The 15,985-nt window shown below is 54.9% G+C and carries 18 protein-coding genes; 13 read left to right on the top strand and 5 right to left on the bottom strand.

Annotated elements, in window-relative coordinates; translation table 11 throughout:
* The first annotated feature begins 3 nt into the window (after positions 1–3).
* The 11 genes from folP (at position 4) to lysS (ending at position 10,207) form a co-directional block, all read left to right on the top strand.
* Positions 4–801, top strand: a complete 798-nt coding sequence (gene folP, locus P7079_RS06960) for a dihydropteroate synthase (RefSeq protein ID WP_278012552.1) — start codon at positions 4–6, stop codon at positions 799–801.
* Complete coding sequence (gene folK / locus P7079_RS06955; RefSeq protein WP_278013629.1) at positions 798–1,673, top strand: 2-amino-4-hydroxy-6-hydroxymethyldihydropteridine diphosphokinase; 876 nt, start codon at positions 798–800, stop codon at positions 1,671–1,673. Before folP ends, folK begins: the two co-directional genes overlap by 4 nt.
* Positions 1,673–2,167: a DUF3180 domain-containing protein gene (locus P7079_RS06950; RefSeq protein ID WP_278012551.1), complete on the top strand. Its 495-nt coding sequence runs from the start codon at positions 1,673–1,675 to the stop codon at positions 2,165–2,167. Before folK ends, P7079_RS06950 begins: the two co-directional genes overlap by 1 nt.
* 52 nt (positions 2,168–2,219) lie before the next feature.
* Complete coding sequence (locus P7079_RS06945; RefSeq protein ID WP_278012550.1) at positions 2,220–2,720, top strand: PH domain-containing protein; 501 nt, start codon at positions 2,220–2,222, stop codon at positions 2,718–2,720.
* The gene (locus tag P7079_RS06940; RefSeq protein WP_278012549.1) at positions 2,720–4,321 is read left to right on the top strand and encodes a PH domain-containing protein; all 1,602 of its coding nucleotides are present in this window, start codon (positions 2,720–2,722) and stop codon (positions 4,319–4,321) included. Before P7079_RS06945 ends, P7079_RS06940 begins: the two co-directional genes overlap by 1 nt.
* Positions 4,318–4,443: a hypothetical protein gene (locus tag P7079_RS06935; protein WP_278012548.1), complete on the top strand. Its 126-nt coding sequence runs from the start codon at positions 4,318–4,320 to the stop codon at positions 4,441–4,443. The genes P7079_RS06940 and P7079_RS06935 overlap by 4 nt, the downstream gene beginning before the upstream one ends.
* Before the next feature lie 216 nt (positions 4,444–4,659).
* On the top strand, positions 4,660–5,550 hold the full coding sequence (locus P7079_RS06930) for a Rossmann-like and DUF2520 domain-containing protein (protein WP_278012547.1): 891 nt from the start codon (positions 4,660–4,662) through the stop codon (positions 5,548–5,550).
* Positions 5,547–6,383: a pantoate--beta-alanine ligase gene (gene panC, locus P7079_RS06925; protein ID WP_278012546.1), complete on the top strand. Its 837-nt coding sequence runs from the start codon at positions 5,547–5,549 to the stop codon at positions 6,381–6,383. Before P7079_RS06930 ends, panC begins: the two co-directional genes overlap by 4 nt.
* A gap of 1 nt (position 6,384) precedes the next feature.
* Positions 6,385–6,792 (top strand): aspartate 1-decarboxylase, encoded by a 408-nt coding sequence (panD, locus tag P7079_RS06920; RefSeq protein WP_278012545.1) that lies wholly within the window; start codon positions 6,385–6,387, stop codon positions 6,790–6,792.
* A 464-nt stretch (positions 6,793–7,256) separates the two neighbouring features.
* Entirely contained in the window at positions 7,257–8,507 is a 1,251-nt protein-coding gene (locus P7079_RS06915; protein WP_278012544.1) for a dicarboxylate/amino acid:cation symporter, read from the top strand.
* Between the two features lie 194 nt (positions 8,508–8,701).
* Entirely contained in the window at positions 8,702–10,207 is a 1,506-nt protein-coding gene (gene lysS / locus P7079_RS06910; RefSeq protein ID WP_278013628.1) for a lysine--tRNA ligase, read from the top strand.
* 232 nt (positions 10,208–10,439) lie between these two features.
* On the opposite strand, the gene P7079_RS06905 is transcribed toward lysS, so the two are convergent.
* The 4 genes from P7079_RS06905 to P7079_RS06890 all read right to left on the bottom strand — a co-directional run bounded on the left by P7079_RS06905 (position 10,440) and on the right by P7079_RS06890 (position 13,439).
* A complete protein-coding gene (locus P7079_RS06905) occupies positions 10,440–11,096 on the bottom strand; it encodes a uridine kinase family protein (protein WP_278012543.1) in 657 nt (218 codons plus the stop codon).
* Between the two features lie 17 nt (positions 11,097–11,113).
* The gene (locus tag P7079_RS06900; protein WP_278012542.1) at positions 11,114–11,962 is read right to left on the bottom strand and encodes an SMP-30/gluconolactonase/LRE family protein; all 849 of its coding nucleotides are present in this window, start codon (positions 11,960–11,962) and stop codon (positions 11,114–11,116) included.
* Between the two features lie 132 nt (positions 11,963–12,094).
* The gene (locus tag P7079_RS06895; protein WP_278012541.1) at positions 12,095–12,508 is read right to left on the bottom strand and encodes a hypothetical protein; all 414 of its coding nucleotides are present in this window, start codon (positions 12,506–12,508) and stop codon (positions 12,095–12,097) included.
* A 64-nt stretch (positions 12,509–12,572) separates the two neighbouring features.
* Entirely contained in the window at positions 12,573–13,439 is an 867-nt protein-coding gene (locus P7079_RS06890) for an HhH-GPD family protein (protein ID WP_278012540.1), read from the bottom strand.
* A gap of 193 nt (positions 13,440–13,632) precedes the next feature.
* Between P7079_RS06890 and P7079_RS06885 the strand changes: the two genes are divergently transcribed.
* Positions 13,633–13,902: a hypothetical protein gene (locus P7079_RS06885; protein ID WP_278012539.1), complete on the top strand. Its 270-nt coding sequence runs from the start codon at positions 13,633–13,635 to the stop codon at positions 13,900–13,902.
* A gap of 11 nt (positions 13,903–13,913) precedes the next feature.
* On the top strand, positions 13,914–14,561 hold the full coding sequence (locus P7079_RS06880) for a hypothetical protein (RefSeq protein WP_278012538.1): 648 nt from the start codon (positions 13,914–13,916) through the stop codon (positions 14,559–14,561).
* A 10-nt stretch (positions 14,562–14,571) separates the two neighbouring features.
* Here the strand turns inward: P7079_RS06880 and radA are convergent, their stop codons facing one another.
* Positions 14,572–15,957, bottom strand: a complete 1,386-nt coding sequence (gene radA, locus P7079_RS06875; RefSeq protein ID WP_278012537.1) for a DNA repair protein RadA — start codon at positions 15,955–15,957, stop codon at positions 14,572–14,574.
* Between the last annotated feature and the right edge of the window lie 28 nt (positions 15,958–15,985).

Here is a 15,985-nt window from a genome sequence, read left to right as displayed (position 1 = left end):
AACATGGAAATTATGGGGATTGTGAACGTCACGCCGGATTCGTTTTCCGACGGGGGGCAATGGGCGTCAGCTGAGGCAGCAATTGCTCACGGACGTGAACTTATTGCTCAGGGTGCCACGATTCTTGACATCGGGGGCGAATCGACTCGTCCGGGAGCCACGATGCTGACGGCTGATGAGGAATGGGCGCGCATTGGGGACGTCGTGCGTGAACTCGCACAGGAGGCGACTCTCTCTGTGGATACGTACCACGCGGCGACGGCAGCCAAGGCAATCGAGGCCGGTGCGCATATCGTCAATGACGTGACCGGGGGACAAGCGGACCCAACGATGTTTTCGACAGTAGCCTCGCTTGGGGTTCCTTATATTCTCCAGCATGGGCGTGGCAACGGGCAGTCAATGAATTCTTTGGCAGTTTATGATGGTGACCTTGTCACGATTGTGAAAAGTGAACTTTTCCAACAGCTTGCTCTGGCGAAAGCTGCGGGAGTTGAGGATCGCAATATTATTCTCGATCCGGGGCTTGGCTTTGCCAAGGTTGGTGAGCAGGACTGGGAAATTTTGGCTCGCTGGAAAGAAATCGACGAGCTCGGTTACCCGGTACTTCTGGGTGCTTCGCGCAAGCGGTTTCTTGCGGCCACGATGACCGGTGAGCATATTGCTCAAGACCGCGATACGTCTACCGCTGTGATCTCCGGAATTGCGTGGGAAAATGGAGCTTGGGGTGTACGCGTACACAACGTTGCTGCCACGGTAAGCGCTGTGGCAGTTCATCAACAATTGCGAAAGTGGGAACGATGAACCTTGATTCGATTCACCTCAGTGGCTTGACCCTGGTGGGAACGCACGGCGTCCTTGATTTCGAGCACGCCGATCCGCAGACTTTCATCGTGGACGTGACGATGTCAACGGACACGTCTCTCGCTGCACGAACGGATTCTGTGTACGACACCATCTCTTATGCAGATGTTGCCGACGCCGTTGCTGAAGTCGTCGAGGGCCCGCACGTCGATCTGATCGAGACCCTTGCGGCACGCATTGCTGATGCTGTGCTCGCACTGGGGCCAATTGACGTACGCGTGGTAGTTCACAAGCCAGGCGCCCCTCTGGAACGTACCTTTAGCGACGTCGGCGTCGAAATCTATCGTCAAAGTCCGCTGATGCGCAATGTGACATTCCCACGTCGGGTTGTTATCGCGTTGGGATCGAACGTGGGAGATTCACTCGATACCCTGCGTGCAGCACGCGCTGCAATCGAAGAAGTTTACGAAGTCGAGGAAATCTCGGATATTTACCGCACCGCGCCTGTCCTCGCGCCAGGGCAGCGTCCGCAGGCTGACTATTACAACGCTGTGATGATCATTTCCACGACTGATGGAGCTGTGCCACTGTTGGAAAATCTGCAGTGGATCGAGGACCAGCTTGGACGAGTCCGTGGTGAGCGTTGGGGCTCGCGCACTCTCGATCTCGATATTGTGGATATGGAGGGTGTCGCTTCGGATTCGCCGACCATCGCGATCCCGCATCCTCGCGCGAAAGATCGCCGTTTCGTCCTTGAACCGTGGGCACAAATTGAGCCTGATGCGCGCCTGTCAGGTGAACCCATCCAGGATCTTCTTGCCAAGCTCCCGCGGGTCGGGATCGAGCGTCTTGAAGGTGCCTGGAGTCGGTGATGCGTGGCAAAGACGGGAAACTCCAGCCGACGTCGATCTGGATGCTGTTAGCAGTGACGGCGGTTGCATTTTTGACTGTGTTCGTCTGCGTTGACGTGTGGATTTCTCGTGGGGGAGCTCCCGTTGATATCTCGGCATTGGCGGGAATTGTCCCCGTTGGCCTTGGAATGATTTCCTTGGCGTTGGCCTGGCCAGTGCGCCAATACCAGCGCCAAAAAATTGCTGTGGATCCGCTTTCTGCGGCTCGTGCCTACGTGTATGCCCTTGCGTGTTCGAGGGGTGGAGCTATTGCAGGTGGTGTTGCAGCAGGGATCGGTGCAGCTTATGCACGAACTGGCCCAACGGCGTCGTTGGAAAGTGCAATGTGGGGCGCGCTGGTATGTGCGCTCAGTGCCGTCATTCTCTCGGTGTGTGGGCTCGTCGCCGAAAGTTGGTGTCGAATCAACGATACCGACGATGATTCCACTCCTCCGCGGGGTGCGATGCCGGCGTGAGTAGTGAAGTGAATGCGATTTTTTGTCGTACGGCTCCTGTACGCTTAAGGACATGAGAACTGAACTGACTTCCGTCCAATTCACTCCGGTGGATCCGCGATATGCCAAAGTAGTCAATATTTACATTCTTATTGTTGCTTTGTGTCTCATCGTTCCACCGATGGCTTATGCGGTGTTGGCGACATTCTTTTGGGGAACGATCGCAATGTGGATTGGTTGGGGAATCGTTGCTCTCGCATGTGTGCTCACAGTGTGGTGTGCATGGATTATGCGTCGGCAAGTTGGGGCATTTGGATACGCAGAAGGAGACACCGAGCTTTTGGTTCGCCGTGGAGTGATGTTCAAGCGTGTTGTGGTGGTGCCGTTCGGACGGATGCAACAGGTTGATGTTTCGGCGGGTCCGATTTTGGGGCACTACGGACTTTCGAGTCTCGAACTTGTCACGGCGTCCGCAACCACTAATGCCACGATTCACGGTGTCAGCAAAGAGGAGGCCGATCGTTTACGCCTCAAACTCACTCAGCTGGGCAATGCGATGGCGGAGGGCTTGTGATGGATCAGAGCCAAAACGAGTGCGAAGAAATCCCCGAAGAATCCTGGAGACATTTCCACAAGGTCACTCCGTTGACGAAGGGTGGTGCGCTGTGGGTGTTTGTGGCAGTCATTTTTTACAACATCGTCAAAGACTGGCCGACGCAGGGGCTGAAAAAAATTTACTCATCGATGGTGGACATCTGGCTCTACGTGGCGCTCTTTGTGGGTGGAGTTCTTGTACTATCAACTCTCGCAGTGATCGCGGGATGGATCATCTGGAAGAAACAGAGCTTCGCACTGGTTGAAAATGGTGTCCACTACCGCAGTGGCGTCCTGATCAAAACACGTCAGCATATGCTGTGGGAACGCATTCAGAGCGTGGAGATCGATCAATCGTTGTTTGGTCGAATTTTTGGCTTCGGCACAGTCGTCGTTGATTCGGCCGCAGCGGGAGACAGCCAGTTGCGGTTGGGGATGTTGACGATGGCAGATTGTGGCGCACTGCGCCATGAACTCCTCAGCGGCCTCGCTCGCAAACGCTCCGGTGTACAGATCACGTCACATGCTCACGTTATCGGAGAAGAAAAAGTGCAGCTCCCTGATGCTGCTCCTGACGGAGATCACGGGAGTGTCAATGATGAGCCGACAGATTCACAGACGCGTGCAACTGTTCCTCAGGAAGACCTCGTCGCCACGCCCGTTATTCCAGTTTTCGATCCTGATGATTTGGTCAACGACAAGCTCATCTACGAGCTTAACCCGTGGTACTTACTCATCAACCGACTCGTGAGCGGGGCAAGTTTCTTTGCCCTTGTGTACCTCGTTTTCACTGTGTGGATGACTGTGGTCACTGAAGGAGTGAGCGCCGGGCTTATTTTGACTGCGTTGGGCGTGTGCTATGCAGTGATTAAACCAGCTTTCACCCAATGGGATACGAAGGTCTACATTTCTGAACATGGACTTCGTGTCCGCAGCGGGCTGACATCAATTCGAACCATTACGGTTCCTCCTGAGCGCATCCACGCTATTTCGGTGTCACAGTCATGGTTAGCGCGTGCTCTTGGCTGGTGGACGATCGATGTGACCGTTGCTGGGCGAACGATCGACGATGCCAAAGTAAATCTGCTTTCCGGTGTACCTGTGATGCCAATCGGGAAAATCGCGGATCTCGAACGTTTGGTGTGGATTTTGCGGCCTCGACTCGGATCTGACGATGATGGTGCACTTTTCGCTGAGTTGACAAGTGCACCTCACACGATGCTCAAGAGAACCACTCAACGTGCCCGCCTCTTCGATCCTGTTCAGTGGAAGTTCCGCGGCTTCATTGCAACGCCGTCGGTGATTGCGATTCGTGCGAAGCGTATCGGACGCTCATTTAGCCTCATCCCAGCTGATCGGTGGCAGTCGATCGCAATCACTCAAGGGCCACTTCAGCGCCGCCGTGGTCTGGCTTCGTTGGAATTGAATCTTGTGGCGATCACCTCGCTGAACTCAGTGAAAAATTATCCGTTGTCAATGCTCCAATCATCGATGAGTGAGATCGAGGAACTGGGTGCTCAAGCGCGAACCGCGAAAGTTTCGGAGACGATCGATGAATGGAAAGCTCGAATCGGATTATGAACTCGCTAGGTGAGGAATTCACGTATCGTCGTCAAGATCCGGCTTATCGAAAAGTTCAGTGGCTGGGTACCATCATTGTTTTGCCGATCTGGTTTTACGTCACTCCACGATTTTCCGTTTGACACGGTCATCCTGAATGTGTGGCATATTCGCAGGCGATCGTCGCAATTGAACCATCGGAAGTGACACCGACCGCACGGAAGCTGCTGACGCATGGTGATGGCGCTGTCTGCCGAACGAGAAGTGACACCGACCGCACGGAAGCTGCACGACACTTCGCCGGTGGGCTGTCTCACGCTCGAAGAATCTGGCGAGGTCTCGGCGTTAAACTATTAAGCGTGAATACCACGAGTTTAGACGTTGGAATCGTCTCCGCTGGCAAAGTTGGTGCCGCTCTCGGTAGTGCCCTACGTGCGGCGGGGCACTCAGTCATTGGCGCGTATGCTACCTCCGAAGAATCGCTGGATCGTCTTGAAAATATGCTTCCCGGTGTGCCGGCGCTCGATGTACAGACGATTATTAAGCGTTCGCAGTTGGTGGTATTTGCGGTTCCGGATCGTGAACTCATCCCTCTTGTCGAGGGACTGACGAAACTTGGCGCATGGCAACCAGGACAGATCGTCATGCACACTGCCGGGCGCTACGGAGCAGATATTCTCGCTGGTGCTGCTGGCGCAGGCGCATTAACACTCGCCGTCCATCCCGCGATGACTTTTACTGGAACATCCCTCGATATCGCTCGCCTTCAAGGATGTCCTTTTTCGGTCTCAGCCGCTCCGATGCTTGAGCCGATTGGTCTTGCGTTGGTCACTGAAATGGGGGGCGAAGGCACCGTCATCGCCGACGCTGACCGGCCGTTGTATCATGCGGCACTTGCTCATGGAGCCAATCATCTCGTCACCGTTGTCGCGCAGGCTGAACGCATACTGGCAGAAATTGGAATAGACGACCCAGGGGCATATTTGCGTCCCTTGACTCAGGCTGCCTTGGAGGGGGCACTTTCATCAGGTGAAACCCTCCAAACCGGCCCCGTCGTGCGCGGTGATGCCATCACAGTTCGCGGGCACCTCGACAAACTCGACGAGCTTGCTGATGACGTGCCTCAACTGGCCGACGTCGCTCAAACGTACAGGGCTCTTGCCCGCGCCACTGTGGCCCGTGCGCTTTCGCGCGGAGTGATTAACGAAAGTCAAGCTGAAGAAATGATCAACATTGTGGAGGAATCGTGAAGGTCGTCAAAACGAAGACCGAACTGAAAAGCGAACTGGCGAAACTCGAAGGTACCCGCTCGCTCGTGATGACGATGGGAGCTTTGCACGAAGGACACCTTTCCCTTGTGGCACAAGCCAAAGCAGAGACGGATCACACCGTAGTCTCGATTTTCGTCAACCCCTTGCAGTTCGGGCCAGGTGAAGACTACGAAGCATACCCACGCACCTTGGAAGCCGACGTCGCTCTTCTTGAGCCGTACGGGGTTGACCTTGTGTTCGCACCTGAAGTGGAGGAGATGTATCCGCGTGAACCACTCGTGCGCATCGATCCTGGGCCAGTGGCAACCGTTCTGGAGGGCAAGACACGTCCGACACACTTTGCTGGTGTGCTCCAGGTGGTTCACAAGGTCATGAACTTGGTGCGTCCACAACTGGCGTACTTTGGGCAAAAGGATGCACAGCAGCTTGCACTGATTCGTACGATGGTGGCTGATTTGGACATGAATCTTGAGATCCGTGCAGTCCCGATCAAGCGGGAAGAATCAGGACTTGCGATGAGTTCTCGCAATACGTATCTCTCTGAAAGCGACCGTCAGGATGCGCTTGCCTTGTCTCGCGCACTGACAGCTGGACGGAGCGCTGCCGAGGAGGGCGCCTCAGCTGGCGAAGTGCTTCGTGTTGCACGCGAGTCAATTCACGAGGCCAATGTGCGCGTGGATTACTTAGTTTTAGTTGACCCTCAAACATTTACTGAACTTGATGACAACGCACATGGGGAAGGGCTTCTTGCTGTTGCCGCCTATGTGGGGCCCACCCGGCTAATCGATAACATGGAGGTGTCGATTGCTTAACATGCGCAAGATGGTTTCGGGAAAGATCCATCGTGCAACAGTGACCGGAGCAGATTTGCACTATGTCGGGTCAGTGACCGTAGATGCAGATCTGCTTGACGCAGCAAATATATTGCCGGGTGAATGTGTGGATATCGCCAACGTGACCAACGGTACGCGTCTTTCCACCTATACAATTCCTGGTGAGCGCGGCAAGGGCGAAGTGATTCTCAACGGCGCGGCTGCGCATCATGCCAGCGCAGGTGACATTGTGATTCTCATGGCCTATCAGTGGGTGGATGAGGAACGTGCCCGAGCCAATACTCCAGCGGTGGTATTCGTTGACCAGCATAATCATATCGTTGACGTCGGCCAGAACCCCGGAAAGGTTCCGCCAAATGATCAAGGTTTGAAATCTTCCGGCATCTAATTGATGTCGCTATGAATTGTGCTGCGGGGTGGGCTGAATGTTGGAAAGCATTCAGCCCACCCCTGTATTGGTGCTGTCACACAGATGTTTGTTTAACCTCGACTTATTGAGGTTCCAGGTGTCTGTAAGAATCGTTCCTATCAATGGTGAGTCCGTCGCCTGTAGGGAGAAGAGTCTATCTTTTTATGGGCATTTCCTTTCTTTTGATGCCGCTTTCGTAGAGGAAGAATGAAAAAATATGTGAGTAAGTATACGAACTGTCAATATGATTATTTTCGCGATGTGAGAAAAGTATCTAATAGTTTATTAGATACTTTTCTATAAGATATTTTGTCGGAAATGGTAGTAGTGAATGGGATTTTCGTTTTCTCTGCTTGTATCACTATCCGGGCGATCAAGAAATTCATCCGTGGACATGCCTATCCTCTCCGATAACACGCATTTTCCAAGAGAAAGGACGAGGCATGTCAGCGTTCAAACGCGCGGGCGTTTTGCCCTGGGTTATCGGCGCCATTGTGGCGGGCATTATTTGTGGACAGTTTTTCCCGACATCGCTGACGCGGGTCTTCGTCACATTTAACGATCTTTTCTCTCAATTCCTTGGATTTGCTGTACCGCTGATCATTGTTGGCCTCATCGTCCCCGCAATCGCCGATCTCGGTAAAGGTGCAGGCAAGTGGTTAGGTGTCACTGCAACGATTGCGTATGCCTCTTCGCTCTTCGCTGGCTTTCTGACGTTCTTTGCGGCACGAGCGGTGTACCCGCACATTCTCCGCGCTGGGAACGCTGTCGATGTTCATGATCCTTCAGCCTCTGCACTAACGGGCTACATTAAGGACCTCTCAGTTCCGCCAGTTTTTGGTGTCATGACAGCACTGGTGTTGTCCTTCGTCATCGGAATTGGACTTTCTTTGGCTCCGCGTGGCGTGATTCGCAAGGGCTTTGTTGAATTCCGCGAAATTATCACCGGGTTGATCTCCAAGGTGATTGTTCCACTTCTTCCGCTTCATATTTTCGGCATTTTCCTCAATCTCACTCAGGCTGGCGAGATCGCGAAGATCATTGCTACTTTGGCCAAGATAGTGGTCTTTGTATTGATTCTTGAAGTCATCATCCTTGGCGCGCAGTATTCCATCGCGGGTGCCCTGGCGAAGAAGAATCCGCTGCGAGCCCTCGCAAAGATGATGCCGGCCTACTTCACTGCTTTGGGAACCTCCTCGTCCGCGGCAACGATCCCTGTTACGCTACGACAAACCCTCAAAAACGGTGTCTCGACACCCGTGGCATCATTTGTGGTGCCGCTCTGTGCAACGATCCATTTGGCAGGCTCGATGTCAAAGATCACGGCCTTCGCAATGGCGATCATCACGCTTCACGCTTTGCCGGTAAGCGCTGCGCAGGTGGTGGGTTTCATCTTCATGCTCGGCATCATCATGGTGGCCGCGCCTGGTGTTCCGGGCGGCGCAATCATGGCGTCAGTCGGAATTCTGGGAACGATGCTTGGTTTCGATGAAGCTGCAGTGGGCTTAATGATTGCGTCCTATATTGCTCTCGATTCTTTCGGTACAGCAACGAATGTCACGGGTGATGGTGCAATTGCGATGGTGATCGATCACTTTGCCAAGGGCAACGTGGGCGAAATGAGTGAGAACGCACGCGATCTCGCGAGCCGCAATACTTTTGACGGTGAAGCTTACTTGCGTTCGGTTTCCTAAATCTCTATAGGGCCTCGATGAAGTGCCTTACCCAACTGAAGCTGGATATTTTGCCTCACCGTATTTTGGCGCCCCACAAATTGTTTCTTAGTGGTATATAACCGCAAAGCGTGATATGAGAGGTGCCAAAATACGGTTGGCGTGAGTATGAACGATTCAGTCTGGGGTAGGCTAGGTGCGTGACTGAAAACGTGATGCATGATGACACCCCGGAGCAGGTAGCGGTTCGTATGTCGAAGCGCGAGCGTCTGCTCGCTGAGGGTCGCCAGCCCTACGCGGCTGAGCTTGAAATTACACACCGTATCCCGCAGATCCGCGCGCAGTTTGACCGAATCGAACCGGGCGAGGAACGCGAAGACCAGATCGTCGCAACGGCTGGCCGCGTAATGTTGTTCCGCCCATCGGGCAAGATTGCGTTCGTTCAGCTCCAGGCTGGAGATGGAACACGCGTTCAAGCGATTTTCTCTTTGGCAAACGTCGGCAAGGAATCTCTCGACGCGCTCAAGGTCGATCTGGATCTTGGTGACCACTTGTGGATCAAGGGCCATATTGGTGCCTCCAAGCGCGGCGAACTTTCTGTGTTCGCGCACGAATGGGCAATGGCGTCGAAGGCAATCCGGCCGTTACCGAAGACCTTCACAGCCGAAGATGGCACAGAGACCACCTTGAACGAAGAGACTCGTATCCGCTCACGCCACCTTGATCTCATTACTCGCCAGTCGGCACGCGACATGGTGCGTATTCGCTCGAATGTCATGAAGTCGCTGCGTTCAACTTTCGATTCTCACGATTACATTGAGATTGAAACTCCGACTCTTCAGGCTCTTCATGGCGGTGCGGCAGCACGTCCGTTCACTACGCACATTAACGCTTATGATGAAGACCTTTACCTGCGCATCGCCACGGAGCTTCACCTGAAGAAGGCAGTGGTTGGCGGTGTCGATCGCGTCTTCGAAATCGGAAAGAATTTCCGAAATGAAGGGGCTGACTCCTCACACTCGCCAGAGTTCTCCGCTCTCGAAGCTTACGAAGCATACGCAACCTACGAGACGATGGCCGATCTGACCCGTGAGCTAATTCAGAATGCAGCAATGGCGGCTTTCGGTTCACACGTGGTGACCTTGGCTGACGGCACTGAATATGACCTCGGCGGTGAGTGGAAGCGCATCGATCTATACGGTTCAGTATCTGAGAAGCTTGGTGAAGAGATCACAGTAGATACACCGCGTGAGCGGTTGCTTGAGATCGCTGCCGAACACGAAATTTCCGTCAAGGAATATGCTGTGAACGGCAAGATTGTTGAAGACATCTTCGAGGAGCTTATTGGTGACCACATCTGGGAACCGACCTTCGTCTTCGACTTCCCGGAGGATACTTCGCCGCTGACCCGTAACCATCGTTCGCGTCCGGGGCTGACGGAGAAGTGGGATCTGTACATTCGTGGCATGGAAATCGCTACCGCGTACACTGAGCTTGCCGATCCAGTCATTCAGCGTGAGCGCCTGACACAGCAGTCTCTTGAAGCTGCCAACGGTGATCCTGAGGCTATGCAGCTCGACGAAGACTTCCTCGAAGCTATGGAAGCAGGCTTCCCGCCCTCGGGTGGTATGGGTATGGGTATTGATCGCCTACTCATGGTGCTCACCGGTCTGGGAATTCGTGAAACGATCCTGTTCCCGTTTGTTAAGCCCACCAAATAAACGCGCTGTGGCGAGGAAATTGTTTCCTCGCCACACGTGTATCTGCTGCCGCGCATCTCGCTCGTGATGAAGGCAGATATTCGTCCTGGCCACACGAATATGATTCAGGCGAAAGTGGAACGCGTTAACAATATAATCGACTCCGGTCAAGCCTGATTTGCCTGCCACAGATACCGTGATGTTGGTGTGCCCCTGAAGATCACATCTTCAGGGGCACACCAACATCACTCAACTAGTCCCAACGCTGGGACGCAAGGAGTTGAGTAAGAACTTCCTGAGCTTCGGGATACGACACTTTGCGCGCCCCCTTAGCCGTGAGTTCACGGTACATAATCGGCTCGTGGAAGAAGTGTGCCACACCGCGTCGGATAAGGTTCACGAACGGTTTGCGCGCTTCATCGAGATCTCGCATCAGGCGGAACCAGAACGTCTGCAGACGTGGCCGGGAAATACACAGGGCATCAGCGAGGATCCCTTCTTTGCGCAGATCGTCGATAATATCTGCGGCAAACAGACCTTCGGCCAGCACCACACGGCGCCCCTCGAGCTCAAGCCGACGTTCACCCAGCCGCTTCGAAGTCGGGATGTCGTAAATCGGCACAGTCGTTTCGCCGACGGTACACAACTCGACAAGCGCAGCCACCGCTCCCTCGCGATCCCAAGTATTGATTGAGTCCCAATCCACCATGCCGTGCCTACGCGGAAGCCCAGGCATGTCACCGTTGAAATAAAAATCGTCCAGGTGAATGGAAGGTAGGCCGGATCGATCCGTGAAGCGAGTCTTTCCAGAACCCGAAGGACCCGAAACCAAAATGACTTTCGCGCGCGGTTTGTGACGAGTGCCTTCAGGGAGGTCAAAAAGACCGTCATTTGAAAGGGGAGTGGACATAGCCCTAAGAATACCGCTTAGCGAGCAAATGGGGTGAGCGTGCGACCGGGCACGTCCACCCGCGCATGGAAGACTGCACCTGCTGATTCTTCCGGATCGTCAAGGTTTTCCCGCGACGTTGTTACGAACAAGTCACGTCCATCTTCCCCGCCAAGTGCGACAGATGTGACAAGTCGCACCGGCAGTTTCCATTCGCCAAGAATCTCTGCACTCGGCGAATATAGGCGTACTTTGCCCACCCGATTCAGCGCAACCCAGATGTTTCCGTTGACGTCGGTGGTGAGGCCGTCCGGTGAAGTGCCAGTAGCCTCGTGAAAGGCGCGCCGATTCGTGAGTTCTCCCTCAACAACGTCGAAGACGTCGGTTTGGCGCAAGGAGGTGTCGTTGAAATAGGCGCGGGTTTCACCGACGAAAGCCAAACCGTTCGACGTCGTTGTGCCGGCGATGGCAACGTGCGCCGGGCCCTCGGAGCCGATTTTGTAGACATTGCCGACGCCGGGGCGCCGGGAATACGACATTGTGCCGAAGTAGAGATTCCCCCACGGGTCAGTGTTGCCCTCGTTCATGCGAATATCGGGATCCGTCCACACTTCCTCAGCTCCGGGCATGGGACGAACCTCTCCGAAGGGGGCATCAGCGATGCCTAGACCTCGTTCAAGGCCGACAACGAAACCGCCATTGACGCGCGGACGAACAAAAGCGGCAATTTTTGAGCCAGTCTTTAGCCGATGTACCTCTCCGCTGGGAAGAAGGGTGAGGAGGTCACCGGCGAGCATATCGACCCAACGTAAGCCTCCCCAGCTACGGTCCCAAGCTGGGCCTTCGCCGTGATACGCGACAGGTGGAGTGATCTGATCGAACTTCATGTTTGCAGTTTACCTATCTCTGAAACGGGTGTGATCGAGGAGGTGAAGATGTCGTCATTGTGAAAACGACGTCTGTGCCTACCTGAAAAACGAATAGATGTGATCGCCCTCTATTCGTGTGGCATTGCTTTGTCAGCTGACCGACTGGCAGAACCGCGACGCTGAACGCCAGGCGACAACGAGAGCGAGGGGGCCTTCGAGCGCGACGAGAGCAGGCATGACGAGAGGAGTGAAGCCCACCGTTGCTCCATAAAAGAGGTAGGCGCACAAGACAAGAACCGCTGAACCGGTGGCAGTGTACTTGGCGTTCAGTGCGAAACTATGCCATTCCCTCTTCCACTCAGTGCCGCGTATTGAGCGAACGATTGCCCGTGTGGCAACCGCGAGCATGGGGATCAGCCCCGCCGCGTCCATGATCACCACCGGGGTGTGATGTGCGGACGCTGTGAGAAATAACAGGCCGATTGCCAGTGGAATAACAGGGAAAAATGCTACAGCTACCCCGACGTATGTCAGATAGCTCAATCTGCGTGCGTTGGTCTCCATAACCTGACCTTATCGTTGATGTATTTCCAGATGACGACGGTAGATTGTGTCGCTCGATGTGCTGTCAGCGGGGCAGACGAATATCTGACCCGTGGCGTTCCACGAGAGAGTCATTGATGAGGCCTTCGAGTGCCACCGTGTAACGCTCAGGCTCAATCCCGCTGGCAAGCTCAAGTTCAGCTGCGTCGATACCGTCGGGAGATTGGCGCAAAATCGCCATGATCGCTCCGCGCGCCTGACGATTTGTTCCTTTCCACGCTTGAGTTTTGCGTTTGTGTGCGTGCTCATCCGACGGTCTGCCAGCGAGGAACCAGGCGCAGGTTGCGGACAATGGGCACTGGTCACATGCTGGTTTGCGGGCTGTACACAGTAGCTCGCCGAATTCCATAATCGCCATGTTCCATTGCCAAGCGTGGCCAGGGGCGTGGGGGACCGCGGCGTCGGCCCGTGCAATTTCGGCTTTTGTGAGGGTCGGTGGTGGCAGAGCAGCGCCATCCCAGCGCGCGAGCACTCGGCGGATATTCGTATCGAGTACCACGGAACGTTCATGGAAGGCAAAAGCAATGACCGCGTCGGCAGTGTAAGGACCGACGCCCGGAAGAGAAAGAAGATCAGTGCGGGAGCGCGGGAGCTGCCCACCAAATTCGTCTGTCACGACTTTTGCACACTGAGCGAGCCGAAGTGCGCGCGAGGGGTAGCCCAGTCGATCCCAAGCTACGAGGATTTCAGCAGGAGACGCTTCTACCAATGCTTCAGGAGTGGGCCAGCGATGCATCCACGCATTCCATATCGGTTCGACGCGCGATAGTGGGGTCTGGTGGCTCATGACTTCACAGACAAGAATCGCCCATGGGTCGCGCGTTCGCCGCCACGGCAGATCGCGTCCGTTAGTCTCGAACCAGTTCACGAGAATGGAATAGCGCTTATTCACGCGCCCATTGTGCCAGTGTGCTGTGTCTTGTGCGAGGGGAGAGTGACTGTGTCCTGCCATATATCGGCGTGGGAGGTGGGTTTTGTGCCGTTTAGCCGCTACGGTGTTTTTGTGGCAGACAATAACGGGCGCCCTCGGGGCGGAGCGAATGACCGCGGACGAAAAAGTCGCGTCAATGGTAGCACTGGGCATAATGAGTATCGGCGATCTCCCCAGTCATCGCGAGCCTCTCGGCGACGTACAGGTGAATCACAACCGCCGCGAAGAACAGGTAGGTCTGCTGAGCGCCGCGAGCGTGAGGTTCGCTCAACCAGCGGGGCTGATCGCGCCCGCCGCACAGCGCGGCCAGATCGCGGACGCCCGAGAAATGCTTCAACGAATCGCGCTGGTGCCTCTCGTCGTGTTCCAGGAAGGCGTCCGTCGCGTGCGACAGCTCGACGAGGAAGCCTTGGCCGAGAGATAAACCCTCGCCTGGTGCTCGCGATTGTTGCTGTCATTGTGTCGATTGTTGTGGTGGTGTTCGGCGTGAAATTCATGACGAACAAACTTTCTTCGCAGACCCAAGTCACAGATCCAGCCGAGGCATTCACGCCGGTGGCGTGTTCAACTGACACGTTGACGACGTCTTTTTCTCAGTCGGGGACGATTGCTGGAGGACAAGTAAAATTCTCGCTTGAGCTGAAAAATCCAGATAAAAAGCGCCCATGTGTCATGGAAGCAGGACGAGATAAAGTGCATGTTGTGGTCACGTCTGGTGGTCATACCGTGTTTGATTCGCGTGCGTGCAAAGTTGGTGACGAGAAGAAGCGACTCCTCCTCGACGCCGGGATGAGTACCAAAGTTCCGATCACCTGGAATGGTGTGGCTAGCGGAAGTGATTGCACGGGTACTGCTGTGGCTCAGCCAGGAACGTATGTTGCCCAGGCATTTATTGGTGACAAACCTCTCTCCGAGAAAGGCCAGGCTTTCGCTCTCGTCTCTGGGTATTCGCAGAGTGGGGGAACACGTGGCCAGGCACCGTCTGAACAAAAGGCGACTAGCGGTTCATCTGTCGATCAGACGTCTCAGCCCACGCAGACGTCCACACCACCGGCAGTGCGAAAGTCAACGGATGGGCAATAGGACACGCTCTCTATGACAGATGCTTTCCGAGAGGAAGAACCGATCGCATTCCTTCGCGAACGTCAGAGATTGTCCGAATCTCCATTCCTTCTGGCGCGATGACCGGGTCCGCAGTATGCGGAACGAGTGCAATGCGAAAACCGAGGCGGGCAGCTTCATTCAGACGCTGTTGCAAGCCAACGACAGGCCGCAATTCTCCTGTCAGTGATACCTCCCCAATCGCAGCCACACCGGGCGCAAGCGGAAGATCAGATGCAGCCGAGGCCAACGCGAGAGCAATCGCCATATCAACACTGGGCTCGCTTGCTTTAGCTCCACCAACAGTTGAGACGAAAATATCTTGTTTTTCGAACTCGATGCCTAACCGAGACTGCAAAACAGCGAGCATCATCGCCACCCGGGAATATTCCACGCCCGATGTGGTTCGCCGTGGCGGCCCAGCGGCAGGAACACTGAGTGCTTGAACTTCTACTGGCATCGGACGGCGTCCCTCAAGGGTCATCGTGACGCACGTGCCCGGAACTGTGAGGTTACGTGCCGAAAGGAAAAGACCAGAAGGATCTGGAAGTTCGCGGATGCCAGAATCAATAAGCTCGAAACATCCCACTTCATCAGTTGGTCCGTAGCGATTCTTCACTGCTCGAATCATGCGTAACCGAGAATGGCGGTCGCCTTCGAACTGACACACGACATCGACAAGATGCTCGAGCACACGCGGACCTGCGATTGAACCCTCTTTTGTTACGTGGCCGACGAGCATCATTGGGATCCCCGTGGACTTCGCAACTCCGACGAGGGCGGATGTCACAGCACGAACTTGTGCGACACCACCAGCTGCGCCCTCCACATCTGGATCTGCAATTGTCTGAACAGAATCGACAATGAGGAGCGAAGGGGAGGAATCGTCGATATGTCCAAGTACTTGAGAAAGATCCGCTTGAGCTGTGAGAAGAAGGTGGGACGTGAGTGCGCCGATGCGCTCGGCACGTGAACGAACTTGAGAGGCAGATTCCTCGCCGGTCACATAAAGAACAGGTGCGTCATCGCGTTTGGCAGCTTCATTAGCCGCTCGCGCTGCGACATCAAGAAGCAAAGTAGACTTTCCAACGCCGGGTTCACCGGCCATCAAAATGACCGCTCCGGGCACAATTCCTCCGCCCAGGACACGATCAAGTTCGCCGACGCCAGTGGGTACTTTGACCGACGCCTGTGCCGAGACTTCTGTAATTGGTTGCGCGGGAGTATGTGGTGTCAGTGAGCGTGCTTTTCCCAAGGCTGGTGCATGGGTAAATTCTTCGATCGTGCCCCACGCGCCACAGTTCGCACACCTGCCCACCCACTTGTTGGTATCCCATCCGCACTCGCTGCAGACGAATGAAACTTTTGTCTTTGCCATGCACTCACCTTAAAACACACCTATGACA

Source organism: Arcanobacterium canis, from assembly GCF_029625435.1.
In the GTDB taxonomy this organism is placed as follows: domain Bacteria; phylum Actinomycetota; class Actinomycetes; order Actinomycetales; family Actinomycetaceae; genus Arcanobacterium; species Arcanobacterium canis.
This window is presented reverse-complemented; position numbering and strand designations above follow the sequence as displayed.